The following is a 15,088-nucleotide window of genomic DNA, read 5'->3' as shown; positions in this document are numbered from 1 at the left end:
TCATTATTTAAAATTATAGCTTATAATTGCTTGTACAGGAGGTGAAAAAATATGGAACAAACAGAACTGCAGGCTATACTTGGTGCACTTAATGACTTTTCTAAAAAAATCGATGAGAAGTTCGAGAAAATTGATGAGAAGTTTGAGAAAATCGATCAGCGATTTGAGAATCTGGAAAATCGGATGGATGAACGGTTTGATCGCCTTGAAATTAAGCTTGATGCTAAAACTGTGGAACTGCGGGAAACACAGGAAACGGTCGACTTTCTTTCAAGTAAAACGCTTCAGCATGAGAAAAAGCTCCGCGAATTATACTCTCAGCGAACATAATATCTGCAGCTTAGCTTCATACTTCAAAAACGGCCGGAATACATGCTGACAAACGCATGAATTCCGGCCGTCTTCTTCTATCAATTGAGAATGTTATGCCGTGTGGTTCAGTCTTTCAGCCATTCTTTGTATCTTCGTCATGGTACCAATATCCATATTTCCGCCACTGATGATAACACCACAATGCCTGGATTTAATTTGTTTATGATGGGCGAACAGTGCGGCAATTGCTGCTGCACCCGCACCTTCGATTAATGTTTTGTTTCGCTCAAGCATGTAGATAATAGCTGAAGCAATTTCCTCATCTGTTACGGTTATTATGTCATCAACATATTCCCGAATTATAGGCAGAGTTTTTTTACCTGGCTGCTTAACAGCAATACCTTCCGCAATCGTGTCTACTTCCTTCAGGTTTTTCACCCTGTCGCTTTTATAACTTTGATACATGGCAGACGCTCCCTCTGCCTGAACGCCAATCACTTTCATTTTACGATTCACATATTTTGCAGCAACAGCAATACCACTGATCAGTCCGCCACCGCCAATTGGAACAAGAATCGTGTCAATACGGTCTTCCTGTCTCAACAGTTCCATAGCAATTGTACCCTGGCCTGCCATCACATCAAAATCATCAAATGGGTGAATGTAGACAGCTCCAGTCTGCATTTGCCTTTTAAGTGAAGCTTCATATGCTTCCTGGAATGTCTCACCTGTTAAGACAACCTCTGCCCCATAATTTAGGGTAGCATTTACCTTGGCAAGTGGTGTTTTCTCTGCCATAAATATCGTTGCTTTAGCACCAAGCTTCGCAGCTGCATGTGCGACTCCTTGCGCATGGTTTCCAGCAGAAGCAGTGATTACGCCTCTTTTCAGCTCTTCTTTGGACAGCTGCATGAGTTTGAACGATGCACCCCTGAATTTAAATGCACCTGTCTTCTGCTGGTTTTCCATTTTAAAATATACCTGTTTCCCAACCAAATTATTGGTCGTTTCCGATGTTAATAGTGGTGTACGGTGAACGATGGAAGAAATTCTCTCCATCGCAGTATGAACTTTTTCACCAGTTAAGCCGCAATCCCCAATGGATCCACTCTCCTTGATATGTGTAATTAATTAAGTTCTTTTGTTCTTGAATAGGAAATTATAAAATTTTTGACCTGTGGATAAATAAACAACCAAATCAGCCACGTCCGGCTCCAGCGCCCAGCGACTAGCGAACTTCCCTCACCTCCGTACGATAAAGAAGACTTGCCGATTGGTGGAACCAGAGGCTTAGTCGCACTTATACCCTTGTGGTGAAAGTCAACATCGGCTTCCTACGGTCGCCGTGTTTCCTTTATCTCCTGCGGTTCAGTCCAGTCCGTACGTCGCTAAACGGGCGCTTGCGCCTTTGTTCTATCTGGCTGCTTCATAGGCTGAAATTTTCGCTTCCTGATGCAATGTCAAATCAATGTCATCCCAGCCATTCAGCAGTTTTTCTTTATGATACTCTGGAATATCAAAATGTATCTCCTTGCCATTTCCATCCGTGATGCTTTGGTTTTCCAGATTCACATCCAATACCAATTGTGAATCTTCAGCTGCCTTCATCCATTCATCTAGCTCCGATTCAGCAATTTTGATAGGAATAATCCCGTTTTTTAATGAGTTATTGTAAAAAATATCAGCAAAGCTTGGTGCGATGATTACCCTGAATCCATAGTCCGCAAGTGCCCACGGTGCATGCTCTCTAGAAGAACCGCAGCCAAAGTTTTCACCTGCCAGAAGAATGGATGCACCCTGATATTCAGCGTTATTTAAACTGAAATCACTGCGCTTATTTCCATCATCATCAAAACGCCAGTGATAAAATAAAAATTGGCCAAACCCCGTCCGTTCAATTCGTTTTAAAAATTGCTTTGGTATAATCTGGTCTGTATCAATATTTGTTCGGTTTAATGGGTAAACCAAACCTTTATGTGTATTAATTGCTTCCATTGCTTCAGCCTCCTAACCAACCAATTCTGCATATTTTCGGACGTCTACAAAATGTCCTTCGATTGCAGCTGCTGCCGCCATTTCCGGGCTTACCAGATGTGTACGGGCACCATTTCCCTGTCTTCCTTCAAAGTTCCTGTTTGAGGTTGATGCACATCTGCCGCCTATTGGAACAACATCATCATTCATGGCCAGACACATGCTGCAGCCGGCTTCTCGCCATTCAAAACCAGCGTCTTTAAAAATAGTATCAAGGCCTTCCTTTTCAGCCTGCAGTTTAATGCTGAATGAACCAGGAACGACAATTGCTCTTACGCCTGATTTTACCTGCTTGCCCTTAACGATTGCTGCTGCTTTTTGCAGATCACTCAAGCGGGAATTCGTACAGGAGCCGATAAATACATGGTCAATTTCAATCGAAGTAATCGGCTGATTTTGTTCAAGTCCCATATATTCAAGCGCACGCTCTACGTCTTCCCTGTAGTCCACCTCATTCAGATCAGGAGTGGTTCCATTTACAGGTACACACATACCAGGATTCGTTCCCCAGGATACCTGTGGTTCAATTTCCTCGGCATTAATCGTGACTGTTTTATCATATACAGCATCATGATCTGTAGCCAGCTGAAGCCATTCTTCCGCTAATTCGTCAAAAGCTTCACCCTCTGGAACATATTCTTTTCCCTTCAAAAATTCTACTGTTGTTTCATCAGGACTGATCAATCCTGCTCTAGCTCCTGCCTCGATTGACATATTGCAGACCGTCATACGTCCTTCCATAGACAGATTCCGGACAGCCTCACCAGTATATTCAAGTACATAGCCAGTTCCAAATCGAACACCGAATTTAGAGATGATTGCCAGGATTAAATCTTTTGCTGTTACTCCTGGTCCAAGGTCACCTTCCACTTTTACCTGCATTGTTTTCGGTCTTTCCTGCCAAATCGTTTGTGTTGCCAGTACATGCTCCACTTCACTTGTGCCAATCCCAAATGCCAGTGCACCAAATGCTCCATGTGTTGATGTATGACTGTCACCACACACAATTGTTTTTCCAGGCTGTGTCAATCCTAGCTGTGGGCCGATTACATGCACAATTCCCTGATCCGGATGGTACATATCAGCTAATTTGATTCCGTTGTCCTCACAGTTCTTTTTTAATGTTTCCATCTGATTTTGAGCAACCTGATCTTTGATGACATCCCGATTTTTTGTAGGCACATTGTGATCCATCGTAGCATACGTTAAATCGGGCCGGCGAACTTTTCTGTTATTAATCCTTAAGCCCTCAAAAGCCTGAGGGGACGTTACTTCATGGACCAGATGAAGGTCTATATAAAGTAAGTCCGGACGCCCCTCTTCCTTATGCACCTCATGTTTTTTCCAAATTTTATCAACAATGGTTTCCGGTTTCCCCATTTTCTCCACCTCACTTTATGCATACATACTGCAAATACTGTTGGAAACACTTTTCGTCGTCAGGTTTTCCACTACAATTTCTGTCATTTCTGTTGTACTTACTTTTTTGCCGCCCTTGATATCCAAATCCTCGGTATGAAAGCCTTGCTCAAGTGTTTCATGAACGGCTTCTTCCACCTCTGCCGCTTCCTCTTCCATCCCAAAGGAATACTTCAGCATCATGGCAGCTGACAAGATCATGCCAAGTGGATTGGCAATCCCTTTACCGGCAATATCTGGCGCCGAGCCATGAACAGGCTCATAAAGCCCAACTCCGTCACGTCGAATGCTTGCTGATGGCAGCATTCCGAGAGATCCCGTAAGAACAGAGGCTTCGTCACTTAAAATATCCCCAAATAAGTTTTCCGTAACAATGACATCAAACTGATTAGGACGAGTGATCAGCTTCATAGCTGCTGCATCTACAAGCAGATGATCAACGACTACATCCGGATACTCCTTGCTTTTTTCATTTACAATTTCACGCCACATTCTGCTTGATTCCAAGACATTTGCTTTATCAACGGATGTTAAATGTTTGTTTCTGATTCGTGCACTCTGGAATCCTTTATCAATAATCCGCTCCATTTCTTCGCGAGTGTAATACAGGGTATCCACGACCGTCTTCCCGTTATCCCGACGTTCACTTGGCTGACCGAAATAAAGTCCGCCTGTCAATTCGCGGATGATTAAAATATCACTTCCGTTAATGACTTCCTCTTTTAATGGAGATGCATGAAGCAATGGCGAAAAGCCCTGTACCGGGCGCAAATTGGCAAACAAGCCTAATTTTTTGCGAATTCCCAGCAATCCTTTTTCAGGTCTCATATGCCCTGGAAGGGAGTCCCATTTCTTACCCCCAACAGCACCAAGCAATACCGCATCAGCCTGCTGACATGCATTAATGGTATCTTCCGGTAATGGTGTGCCAAAGTTATCAATAGCGTCACCACCAATGGCATGCTGATGAAATGTAAAGTTATGTTCATATTCACTTGCGACAACATTTAAAACCAGTTTTGCTGATTCCATTATTTCCTTTCCTACACCGTCACCTGGAAGTAGAATAATTTGCTTATTCATAAACTCCCCTCCTCATTTTAGTTATTAATATCAGATTGTTCTGAGTTTTTATTGGAAGTTGAGAGATAGCTCCGTCGGGTTGAGAGATATTCCGGCAGAGTTGGGAGATAACTTGATCATTCACCGGTTTCTCTTAACTTTTAAGGATTGTCTCTCAACTATGGGTATTTTCTCTCAACTTTTATCGACTGTCTCTCAACTTTTCATGCAACTCTCTCAACCTCAGAGCAACTTCACTTAATCGTTATGATTTAACCGCCTGCTTTAATACAGATGAATTTTTCTGTATAATATAGCGGTTAACTGCATTAATAAATGCATTTGCCGATGCTTCGATGACATCCTGTGCTGTTCCCCTGCCGTTCACCGGCTCGCCATTTACAAAAAGCTGAACTCGTGACTCGGCAAGTGCATCTTTTCCACCGCCGACAGAACTAATTTGATAATCTACCAGTTTCAGATCTTCTTCAATCAAATTATCCAATGTGCGATATAATGCTTCAACACTTCCCTGGCCGGTAGAAGCTGCTTCCACCTTTTCGCCAGATGGTTTTTTCAGAGCCACTGTGGCAGTCGGAATATTTGCAGTTCCATACTGCACCTGGAACATTTCCAGCTTATATTTATTTACTGCTGATGTATCTGTTTGAATTTCCATTAGGATTGTAAATAAATCATCATCTGTCACTTCTTTTTTACGATCGGTTAATTTTTTAAAAGAATCAAAAGCTTCCTTCAATTTTTCTTCCGATAATTGGTAGCCTAGTTCTTTAACTTTATCTTTAAACGCATGCTTTCCTGAATGTTTTCCAAGGAATAATGTGTTAGAGTTTACCCCAACCATTTCCGGTGTGATAATTTCATAGGTTGAGGCGTTTTTAAGCACACCGTCCTGATGGATTCCGGATTCATGGGAAAATGCATTTCTGCCAATTACAGCCTTATTTGCCTGAACATGCATGCCAGTAAGTTTGGCAATCAGGTCACTTGTGCGTTTAATCTCTTTTAACTGAAGACCTGTTTCATACGGGTAAAAATCAGAACGTATTTTCAAGGCTACTGCAATTTCCTCAAGTGCTGCATTCCCTGCACGCTCTCCAATGCCATTGATTGTTCCTTCCACCTGTGTCGCTCCATTTTCGACTGCCGCAATCGAGTTTGCAACAGCCATACCCAGGTCATTATGGCAATGACAGGATAGGCTGACACGATCAATATTTGGAACAGTTTCCCTGATATATCGGAAAAGCCTTCCATATTCATCTGGTGTCGTATAGCCAACCGTGTCTGGCAAGTTTATAACTGTTGCTCCCGCATCAATTACACGCTCAATGATTTGGGCCAGGAAATTCCAGTCAGATCTGGTTGCATCCTCTGCAGACCACTCAATGGTTGAAAATTTCTGCTTCGCATATGTGACCATATCAACTGCCGTGTCGATTACCTGTTCCGGCGTCTTCTTCAGTTTATAAGTCATATGAATAGGGGAAGTAGCCAGGAATAGGTGCACACTTGGTTCAGCTGCTCCTTTCAATGCTTCCCAGGCAGCATCCACATCGGATTTCACTGTTCTTGCCAGTGCGATAACTGAGGTATCCTTGATGTTATCAGCAATTGCTTTTACTGCATTGAACTCTCCTTTGGAGGAAGCAGGAAAACCTGCCTCCATTCTGTCTACTCCAAAGCGTTCCAGCTGTTTTGCAATTTCCAATTTTTCAAGCTGATTCAGATTGACCCCTGGCGACTGCTCCCCATCTCGCAAAGTTGTATCGAAAATCTTAATTCGTGACATGTTCTTTCACATCCTTTTGCTTGTTTTGTTTTCCATGCAGTGGGTTTTTTACAAAAGGCATTAAATCACGTAACTCCCTTCCGACAGTTTCGATCAGGTGTTTATTTTCCTGTGTATTGATTGCGTTGAATTGTGGACGACCTGCTTGGTTTTCAAGAATCCATCCTTTAGCGAATTTTCCTTTTTGAATATCTGAAAGAATTTCTTTCATTCTAGCTTTTGTTTCATCATTAACGACACGAGGTCCGGAAACAAAGTCACCCCATTGTGCTGTATCGGAAATCGAATAACGCATATTTTCAAGACCGCCCTCGTACAGCAAATCCACAATTAATTTCATTTCGTGCATACATTCGAAGTAAGCAACCTCTGGCTGGTAACCGGCTTCCGTTAATGTTTCAAAGCCTGCTTTGATTAAGCTTGTTACTCCTCCGCATAGTACTGCCTGCTCACCAAACAGATCTGTTTCCGTTTCTTCCTGGAAGGTAGTTTCAAGAACCCCGGCTCTGGCTGCTCCAATACCTTGTGAGTATGCAAGGGCTAATTCCTTGGCTTTTCCAGTAACGTCCTGATACACTCCGTAAAGTGCAGGTACTCCAGCTCCTTCTTCATATGTGCGGCGTACCAAATGACCAGGTCCTTTTGGTGCTACAAGAAATACATCAACATCCAATGGTGGAACTACTTGTGTGAAATGAATATTAAAGCCATGTGCAAAAGCAATTGCACTTCCTGGTTTCAGATTAGCTTGAATGCTTTCGTAATATACTTTTGGCTGTTGTTCATCCGGCAAAAGCACCATAACAACGTCTGATGCTTTAACTGCGTCCGCAACGGATAATACTTCGAAGCCATCCTGTTCTGCTTTTTCCTGTGACTTCCCTGGGCGAAGTCCAACAACTACATCATAGCCACTGTCCCGGAGGTTTTGTGCATGTGCATGACCTTGTGATCCGTATCCTACTACCGCAACTTTCTTTTCCTGTAATACCTCTTTTTGAATATCTTTTTCGTATAGTACTTTTGCCATTATTAATCTCCCTCTCCATTTATAAATTAGCTGCTTTTCCCTTGATTATTATAGATTTCCGGATTTAAACCGGAAATGAATTCACTTCAACTACTTGCTGGGATGACTGCTGCCCTCTTAGCAAAGCCGTTACACCTGTTCTCGATATTTCTTTAATTCCATAAGGTTTCAACAAAGAAATGAGCGCATCCACCTTATCTGATTTTCCGGTTACCTGAATTGTCAGGGTATCCTTGCTTACGTCAATAACTGTACCGCGGAATGGTGTAATAATTCCTTGAATTTCCGCACGGGACTGATTCCCTGCATTTACCTTAACTAGTGCCAGTTCCCTTGCAACAATTGCTTTATCTGTAATATCAGATACTTTGATTACATCAATTTGCTTGTTTAATTGTTTTGTCAGCTGTTCAAGTTTTTGGTCATCGCTGATTTCGACGACAAATGTCATTTTGGATAATCCTTCAATTTCAGATACGCCGACTGTAATACTTTCAATATTGAACTGCCGTTTGTAAAACATTCCGGTAATGCGGTTTAATACACCGCCCCGGTCCTGGACTGTACAGGTTATAATGCGTTTCATCTTGTCACCCCTATCATTTCATTGATTCCTTTGCCTGGTGCAATCATTGGAAATACTTTTTCCTTCCAGCTGATTCTGCAATCAACTACAACAGGCCCATCATAGGAGAAGATATCTTCAAGTACTGCTGGAACATCCTTCTCTTTATCCACTTTGATTCCTCTTATCCCATAACCCTCGGCAATTTTCAGGAAGTCAGGGTTTTTTGTAAGCAATGAACTGGAATATCTTTCCCCATGGAATTTTTCCTGCCATTGTCTAACCATGCCTAATGCTTCATTATTTACGATAAAAACTTTAACTGGAAGATTTAAATCATTCATAACCGCCAGCTCCTGGATGGTCATCTGTACACCGCCATCACCAAGGATTGAAATTACCGTATCATCTGGTCTTCCGATTTGTGCACCGATTGCTGCCGGCAGGCCAAAGCCCATTGTTCCGAGCCCTCCAGATGTAATCCAATTATGCGGTTTATTAAAATGATAAAATTGCGCCGCCCACATCTGGTGCTGGCCAACATCTGTGGCAACAATCGCTTCCCCTTTAGAAGCCTGGTGGATTTGTTCAATCAGCCATTGTGGTGAAATCAATTCATCGGAATGGTCATACCATAATGGATATTCCTTTTTATTTGCTTCCAATTTTTCCAGCCATTCCTTATTATCCGGTCCATTCAGTTCACCGTTCAGCAATGCCAGCAATGCCCGCTTCGCATCTGCTACAACCGGAATTTCGGTTGTAATGTTTTTACCGATTTCTGCAGGATCAATATCAATATGAGCTACCTTTGCTTCTGGAGCAAAACTGGAGATTTTTCCTGTCAGCCGATCATCAAATCTTGCACCAATGTTAATCAGCAGGTCTGCCTCATAGATCGCCATGTTTGCTGTATAAGTTCCATGCATTCCGCCCATTCCCAAGGATAGTGGATGACTTCCTGGAAAGCTTCCAAGCCCAAGCAGTGTATTGACTACTGGAAGCTGATATTTTTCTGCAAATGCAGTCAGTTCATCAGAAGCATCAGCAATCGTTACACCTGCTCCTGCTAAAAGTACCGGCTTTTTTGACTGACTCAGTGCATTTGCCAGTTTTCTGATTTGCATTGGGTTCGGATTTACCGTTGGCTGATAGCCTGGCACTTCAAAGCTATTATCATATTCCCCATCAGTTGCTCCAGCCGATATGTTTTTCGGGATATCGATCAGCACCGGTCCCGGCCGTCCGGTTGTTGCTATATGAAAAGCTTCATTTACGATTCTTGGCAGATCTGCGATATTCTGCACCTGATAATTGTATTTTGTAATAGGTGTTGTTAATCCCATCACATCCGCTTCCTGGAAGGCATCTGTTCCAATCACACTTTGACCAACCTGACCCGTAAAAATCACAAGCGGCAGTGAATCCATCATTGCATCCGTTATTCCGGTAATCAGGTTTGTTGCTCCCGGTCCTGAAGTAGCAATGACAACACCGGGCTTTCCTGTAACTCTTGCATACCCTTCAGCAGCATGAATCGTTCCTTGTTCATGACGGAAAAGAATATGTTCAAAAGGGAATTCATGACGGAACATGGCATCATAGATTGGTAAAACGGCTCCTCCTGGATATCCAAAAACTTTTTCAACCTTCGCGTCCACCAAAGCTTTAATTAATAAATCTGCCCCGGTCCCCAATTCCTCCTTCAGTTGCACTTCCTGTTTAGCCACAGCTTTCACTGCTACATACCTCCTTTAAATTTACAAACTTTTCAGAACAAATTTGTTACACTTTTCTGACACCATAAACAAAAAAGACCCTTCTCTCCCCATAAAATCTGCGTAAATCCAGAATTATTGGGGAGAAAAGCGTCATCTTTTCACGGTACCACCCAGGTTTACAGCATCCTTGCGAATACTGCCTCATTAGCTGTTGTCAGCCATCATGGATAACAGGTGCAGCGAAAAAGCACCTGGCCAAGTCTAATTAGAATCAACTGTTCAACTCAGCACTCAGGGATGATGTCAGAACAATATGTATTTCCGGGCTTCCAGCAACCCCGGATCTCTGCAAATACATGGGACATGTTCTTTTTTTCCCGTCATCGAATTACTATTATTAAATTTTTTTCGTTAGTCAGACAATTTTTTATACATTTTAAGTTGTTACTTTTGTGATTTATCAAATTGATATATTGCGGATAATCATATAATGATTTTACGAAAAGGTCAACAGGTTTATGAAAGTTTTTTAAAAGTATTTTGACACTTTAGATTTATCGGATAATTTGAATCCGCTTACATCGTTGATAGAATGAGGGAATTATTGCGATATATTGAATATTACAAATATATTACATTTTGATTTTTGAAAGTAAAATGACTCCAGCAGCAGACCGGAGTCATTTATAAGCAAGCTATTTTGTTAAAAAGTCAGTTACTGCTCCTTTGGAAGAGCAGGAGACATTATGTGCATATTTTCCTAAAATACCTTTTTTGTAAAGTTCCGGTGCTTTCCAGCCCTTACGGCGATTTTCCAATTCTTCATCGGAAACGTCCATGGAAATAACTTTTTCATCGGAATCGATTGTTACAAGATCTCCTTCTTTCAGGAAGGCAATTGGACCACCGTCCTGTGCTTCCGGAGAAATATGTCCCACAACAAGGCCATGGGTACCACCAGAAAATCTTCCGTCTGTTAATAAAGCAACTTTTTCGCCTAACCCTTTCCCTACAAGAATACTGGAAATAGAAAGCATCTCAGGCATACCTGGTCCGCCCTTAGGTCCAACATAGCGGATTACCAATACATCCCCTTCGTTAATCTCATTTGCCATAACAGCAGCAGTAGCTTCTTTTTCCGTATCATATACACGTGCAGGTCCAGTATGGCGGCTTACTTTTACTCCGGAAACCTTTGCAACTGCACCGGTTGGAGATAAATTCCCTTTTAAAACAATCAACGGTCCATCTTTTCGTTTCGGCTGATCCACTGGCATGATAACATCCTGTCCTTCTTTCAAGGACGGTGCATCAGCCAGATTCTCTGCAACAGTTTTTCCCGTTACGGTCATACAGTCTCCATGTAAATAGCCTTCTTCATATAGATATTTCATAACGGCTTGTACACCGCCAACCCGGTGCAGATCCTGCATTACATATCTTCCGCTTGGTTTTAAATCAGCAAGATGTGGAACTTTTTCCTGCATTCGGTTGAAATCCTCAATTTTCAAATCAACTTCAATGGCATGTGCGATTGAAAGCAGATGCAGAATTGCGTTAGTAGACCCGCCAAGTGCCATAACAACAGTAATCGCATTTTCAAACGCTTCTTTTGTCATAATGTCTTTTGGGAAAATTCCTTTTTCAAGCAAGTGGTAAACAGCATCTCCTGCAGCAGCACAGTCCTTCGCTTTTTCCCCGGACTCAGCAGGATTAGATGAGCTTCCAGGGAGACTCATTCCCATCGCTTCCATTGCTGAAGCCATTGTGTTTGCAGTATACATCCCGCCGCATGAACCAGCTCCAGGGCAGGCACTGCACTCGATTGAACGTAATTCATTATCATCGATATCCCCATTATTATGCTTCCCTACACCCTCAAATACAGAAACAAGATCAATATCTTTTCCATTGAGGTTTCCAGGTGCAATTGTACCACCATAAACGAAAACTGCTGGAACTTCAGAATTCGCAATTGCGATCATACATCCAGGAATATTTTTATCACAGCCTCCAATCGCAACAAGGCCATCCAAGTTTTCAGCTCCGACAACTGTTTCTATCGAATCTGCAATAACATCACGGCTCGGAAGTGAGTAGCGCATCCCTTGGGTCCCCATGGAAATACCATCTGAAACTGTGATTGTATTGAAAATCAACGGAACACCACCTGCTTCTCTGGCAGCTTTTTTAGCACTGATGGCGAGATCATCAATATGTATATTGCATGGCGTCACCTCACTCCATGTGCTGGCAATACCAATCATCGGTTTCTTAAAATCCTCATCGGTTACACCAACAGCGCGAAGCATTGCACGGTTAGGTGCCCTCATCGTACCATCACTGAACACCTGACTTTTTATACGCAAATCTTTATCCATATAAATTCACACCTTTCTTTCGGATTATTATATGCTTAATTTTTCTATAGTTCAATATATTAATTTTTTTCGAACTTGAAAATCAGTGGAATGCCATACTGGATATGGCATCCCGAAAAATCTAAATAATTTAACTCTTGCGTTAATATAAAAAATACTTTATGATAGATAGAACTTTTTACAACAAGGAGACAATGCCATGGAACAGACCATTCGTGTGGAGTTAAGTACAACTAAGAAAGAAAAGCCAAAAACGGATCAGCTGGAATTTGGAAGAACCTTTACGGATCATATGTTTGTCATGGAATATTCGGATCCATTGGGGTGGCATAATGCGGAAATTTTACCATATCAGCCGTTAATGGTTGATCCATCATCCATGATCTTTCATTATGGGCAATCAGTATTTGAAGGATTAAAGGCATATCTTACACCCGATGGCGATGCACAATTGTTCCGTCCGGAAAGAAACCTGCAACGGCTTAACCGTTCAAACGACCGGCTTTGTATTCCGCCGATCGATGAGAAATTTGCTTTAAAAGCAATCAAGCAGCTTGTAGCATTGGAAAAAGACTGGATTCCAAGTACGGAAGGAACATCTTTGTATATACGGCCATTTATTATTTCTACGGAACCTTATTTAGGCGTTGCACCATCACGCCATTATAAATTTATCGTTATTTTATCCCCTGTAGGTGCGTATTACAAAGAAGGAATTAATCCTGTAAAAATTGCTGTGGAAAATCAGTATGTCCGCGCAGTAGTTGGCGGAACCGGTGAAGCTAAAACAGGCGGAAACTATGCATCAAGCCTTAAAGCGCAAGAAGTCAGTGCAAAAGAAGGCTACGCTCAAGTTTTATGGCTGGACGGTGTTGAGAAGAAATATATTGAAGAAGTTGGCAGCATGAATGTGTTCTTTAAAATTAATGGAGAAGTAGTAACTCCTGCTTTGAATGGAAGTATTTTGGAAGGTGTTACAAGAAATTCAGTGATTCAGCTGTTAAAGCATTGGAATATCCCGGTAGTTGAAAGAAAGATTAGCATTGATGAACTGCATCAGGCCTATAAGGATGGATTGCTGGAAGAAGCATTTGGTGCAGGGACTGCTGCAGTTATTTCCCCAATTGGTCAGTTAACCTGGAATCTGGAACACCTGGTGATCAATAATGGAAACACTGGTGAATTATCTAAAAACATTTATGATACACTAACAAATATTCAGTACGGAAAAGAAAAAGATCCATTTAATTGGATTGAAAAAGTGAATGAACCAGTAAGAGTGAAGCGTTAATGCAATTAAACAAACATTAACCCCCTGTACTTCAATGAGGAAGTACCCAGGGGGTTATATTTTTTACATTAAAATATAGTGCAGTTTCCTGCCGAGGACTTTTCTTCATTTCCCACTTACATTTCCTGGGTTCCCTCAAAATCCTGTACTGCTATTCTCTCCATTTTCTATCATTGTCTTTTTTCCTATCATATCGAACGCTGGTAGTCGATTACCTGAGGACAATCATATATTTCCTTCATAATTGATATTCTTGTCTATTCATTGATGTTCACGTTGCATATTTTATAGTAAACCTGCAAAGGAGGGATTTAATGGGTTGTTATAAAAGACAAAACAATGACGTAATGGGCACTCGCGATCGCAGACGAGTTATCGAAGTAGATGACCTGGTTATTATTGCGGACAATGTAAAAGTAGTTGAAAGTGAAGAGGATAACAGGCATGATCACTGCGGAAATGTAGCAGGCGAAAGGGACAATCGAAAAAGAGGAAATCGTGGCAGCAGAAATCGTTTCAGCTGCTAGTATCGTGATTAAAAGCAGTCTTGCCGCATCAGGCAGGCTGTTTTTCTTTTTTTTATTTAATACCTGTGACATTCATCACATCCTATCACTAATTAAAAGTTTATCATGAACACTATAAACACCATTAATAAAGTACTTAGGAGTGATTGGCATGGCAGAAACTGTACAAACCTATGATGGCTGGTATTCATTGCATGATTTTAGAACAATCGATTGGGAAAAATGGCAAAAGACTAATGAAGCTGAACGCAAACAGGCTCTTGAAGAATTCCAATCACTAATCTCAGATTGGGAAACAGTGGAAAAAGAAAAACAAGGCAGTCATGCATTATTTTCAATCGTAGGACAAAAAGCGGATCTTATGTTTATGACACTTAGGCCAACAATGAAGGATCTGAACATGCTTGAAAATAAGCTAAATAAAACGGCTTTGGCCCACTATATGAAACCAGCGTATTCTTATGTATCCATTATCGAAAAAAGTTCGTATACAAAACCACAAACTGATCCATATGAGGATCCTGTAATGCTAAGTAAGCTATTTCCAAAAATATTTGATACAGAATATATGTGTTTTTATCCGATGAGTAAACTGCGCGGGGAAACTGATAATTGGTTTACATTGCCTAAAGATGAACGCGGCCGCATGATGTTCGATCACATAAAAACAGCAAAGCCTTTCACTGAACAGGTAAAGCGAATCGTTACAGGTTCTATTGGACTTGATGATTATGAATGGGGAGTAACATTATTTTGTAATGACCCTCTGCAATTTAAAAAGCTGATCTATGATACCAGATTTGACGAAGTAAGTGCAAAATATGGTATTTTTGGCTCGTTTTACATTGGAAACCGCCTGCCAAGAAGTGAAGTTAATGATTATTTTTCTATATAATTATCAAGAGCGTAAATAAGGGAAACTCTATTTACGCT

At 41.4% G+C, this 15,088-nt stretch carries 13 protein-coding genes; 4 read left to right on the top strand and 9 right to left on the bottom strand.

The window, feature by feature from the left end; translation table 11 throughout:
* The first annotated feature begins 51 nt into the window (after window positions 1-51).
* On the top strand, window positions 52-330 hold the full coding sequence (locus CIL03_RS13515; RefSeq protein ID WP_094886394.1) for a hypothetical protein: 279 nt from the start codon (window positions 52-54) through the stop codon (window positions 328-330).
* A 93-nt stretch (window positions 331-423) separates the two neighbouring features.
* Here the strand turns inward: CIL03_RS13515 and ilvA are convergent, their stop codons facing one another.
* The 9 genes from ilvA to ilvD all read right to left on the bottom strand — a co-directional run bounded on the left by ilvA (window position 424) and on the right by ilvD (window position 12,337).
* Window positions 424-1,371, bottom strand: coding sequence for a threonine ammonia-lyase (ilvA, locus tag CIL03_RS13510; RefSeq protein ID WP_094886393.1), 948 nt, complete (start codon window positions 1,369-1,371; stop codon window positions 424-426).
* Window positions 1,372-1,725: 354 nt separating this feature from the next.
* Complete coding sequence (gene leuD, locus CIL03_RS13505; RefSeq protein ID WP_094886392.1) at window positions 1,726-2,307, bottom strand: 3-isopropylmalate dehydratase small subunit; 582 nt, start codon at window positions 2,305-2,307, stop codon at window positions 1,726-1,728.
* Between the two features lie 12 nt (window positions 2,308-2,319).
* Window positions 2,320-3,726, bottom strand: a complete 1,407-nt coding sequence (gene leuC / locus CIL03_RS13500) for a 3-isopropylmalate dehydratase large subunit (protein ID WP_094886391.1) — start codon at window positions 3,724-3,726, stop codon at window positions 2,320-2,322.
* Window positions 3,727-3,741: 15 nt separating this feature from the next.
* Window positions 3,742-4,848, bottom strand: a complete 1,107-nt coding sequence (gene leuB / locus CIL03_RS13495; protein ID WP_094886390.1) for a 3-isopropylmalate dehydrogenase — start codon at window positions 4,846-4,848, stop codon at window positions 3,742-3,744.
* A gap of 244 nt (window positions 4,849-5,092) precedes the next feature.
* On the bottom strand, window positions 5,093-6,640 hold the full coding sequence (locus CIL03_RS13490; protein WP_094886389.1) for a 2-isopropylmalate synthase: 1,548 nt from the start codon (window positions 6,638-6,640) through the stop codon (window positions 5,093-5,095).
* Window positions 6,627-7,670 carry a ketol-acid reductoisomerase gene (ilvC, locus tag CIL03_RS13485; protein ID WP_094886388.1) on the bottom strand — a complete coding sequence of 348 codons (1,044 nt, stop codon included), beginning with the start codon at window positions 7,668-7,670 and terminating at the stop codon, window positions 6,627-6,629. The genes CIL03_RS13490 and ilvC overlap by 14 nt, the downstream gene beginning before the upstream one ends.
* Before the next feature lie 64 nt (window positions 7,671-7,734).
* Window positions 7,735-8,256 (bottom strand): acetolactate synthase small subunit, encoded by a 522-nt coding sequence (gene ilvN, locus CIL03_RS13480; RefSeq protein ID WP_094886387.1) that lies wholly within the window; start codon window positions 8,254-8,256, stop codon window positions 7,735-7,737.
* Window positions 8,253-9,974, bottom strand: coding sequence for a biosynthetic-type acetolactate synthase large subunit (gene ilvB, locus CIL03_RS13475; RefSeq protein ID WP_094886386.1), 1,722 nt, complete (start codon window positions 9,972-9,974; stop codon window positions 8,253-8,255). Before ilvB ends, ilvN begins: the two co-directional genes overlap by 4 nt.
* A 677-nt stretch (window positions 9,975-10,651) precedes the next feature.
* The gene (gene ilvD, locus CIL03_RS13470) at window positions 10,652-12,337 is read right to left on the bottom strand and encodes a dihydroxy-acid dehydratase (RefSeq protein WP_094886385.1); all 1,686 of its coding nucleotides are present in this window, start codon (window positions 12,335-12,337) and stop codon (window positions 10,652-10,654) included.
* A 199-nt stretch (window positions 12,338-12,536) separates the two neighbouring features.
* On the opposite strand from ilvD, the gene CIL03_RS13465 reads away from it, so the two are divergent.
* From CIL03_RS13465 to hemQ, 3 genes are all read left to right on the top strand, one after another.
* A complete protein-coding gene (locus CIL03_RS13465; RefSeq protein WP_094886384.1) occupies window positions 12,537-13,628 on the top strand; it encodes a branched-chain amino acid aminotransferase in 1,092 nt (363 codons plus the stop codon).
* 314 nt (window positions 13,629-13,942) lie between these two features.
* Window positions 13,943-14,155, top strand: coding sequence for a hypothetical protein (locus tag CIL03_RS13460; protein WP_094886383.1), 213 nt, complete (start codon window positions 13,943-13,945; stop codon window positions 14,153-14,155).
* A gap of 151 nt (window positions 14,156-14,306) precedes the next feature.
* Window positions 14,307-15,050 (top strand): hydrogen peroxide-dependent heme synthase, encoded by a 744-nt coding sequence (gene hemQ, locus CIL03_RS13455; RefSeq protein ID WP_094886382.1) that lies wholly within the window; start codon window positions 14,307-14,309, stop codon window positions 15,048-15,050.
* The last annotated feature ends 38 nt before the right edge of the window (window positions 15,051-15,088 follow it).

The organism is Virgibacillus indicus (assembly GCF_002266285.1).
Lineage (GTDB): Bacteria > Bacillota > Bacilli > Bacillales > Amphibacillaceae > Virgibacillus_K > Virgibacillus_K indicus.
This window is presented reverse-complemented; position numbering and strand designations above follow the sequence as displayed.

Bases quoted from the DNA above. Each gene is read 5' to 3' on its own strand.
- CIL03_RS13515 (WP_094886394.1), top strand. From the start codon at position 52: ATGGAACAAACAGAACTGCAGGCTATACTTGGTGCACTTAATGACTTT.
- ilvA (WP_094886393.1), bottom strand. From the start codon at position 1,371: ATGGAGAGAATTTCTTCCATCGTTCACCGTACACCACTATTAACATCG.
- leuD (WP_094886392.1), bottom strand. From the start codon at position 2,307: ATGGAAGCAATTAATACACATAAAGGTTTGGTTTACCCATTAAACCGA.
- leuC (WP_094886391.1), bottom strand. From the start codon at position 3,726: ATGGGGAAACCGGAAACCATTGTTGATAAAATTTGGAAAAAACATGAG.
- leuB (WP_094886390.1), bottom strand. From the start codon at position 4,848: ATGAATAAGCAAATTATTCTACTTCCAGGTGACGGTGTAGGAAAGGAA.
- CIL03_RS13490 (WP_094886389.1), bottom strand. From the start codon at position 6,640: ATGTCACGAATTAAGATTTTCGATACAACTTTGCGAGATGGGGAGCAG.
- ilvC (WP_094886388.1), bottom strand. From the start codon at position 7,670: ATGGCAAAAGTACTATACGAAAAAGATATTCAAAAAGAGGTATTACAG.
- ilvN (WP_094886387.1), bottom strand. From the start codon at position 8,256: ATGAAACGCATTATAACCTGTACAGTCCAGGACCGGGGCGGTGTATTA.
- ilvD (WP_094886385.1), bottom strand. From the start codon at position 12,337: ATGGATAAAGATTTGCGTATAAAAAGTCAGGTGTTCAGTGATGGTACG.
- CIL03_RS13465 (WP_094886384.1), top strand. From the start codon at position 12,537: ATGGAACAGACCATTCGTGTGGAGTTAAGTACAACTAAGAAAGAAAAG.
- CIL03_RS13460 (WP_094886383.1), top strand. From the start codon at position 13,943: ATGGGTTGTTATAAAAGACAAAACAATGACGTAATGGGCACTCGCGAT.
- hemQ (WP_094886382.1), top strand. From the start codon at position 14,307: ATGGCAGAAACTGTACAAACCTATGATGGCTGGTATTCATTGCATGAT.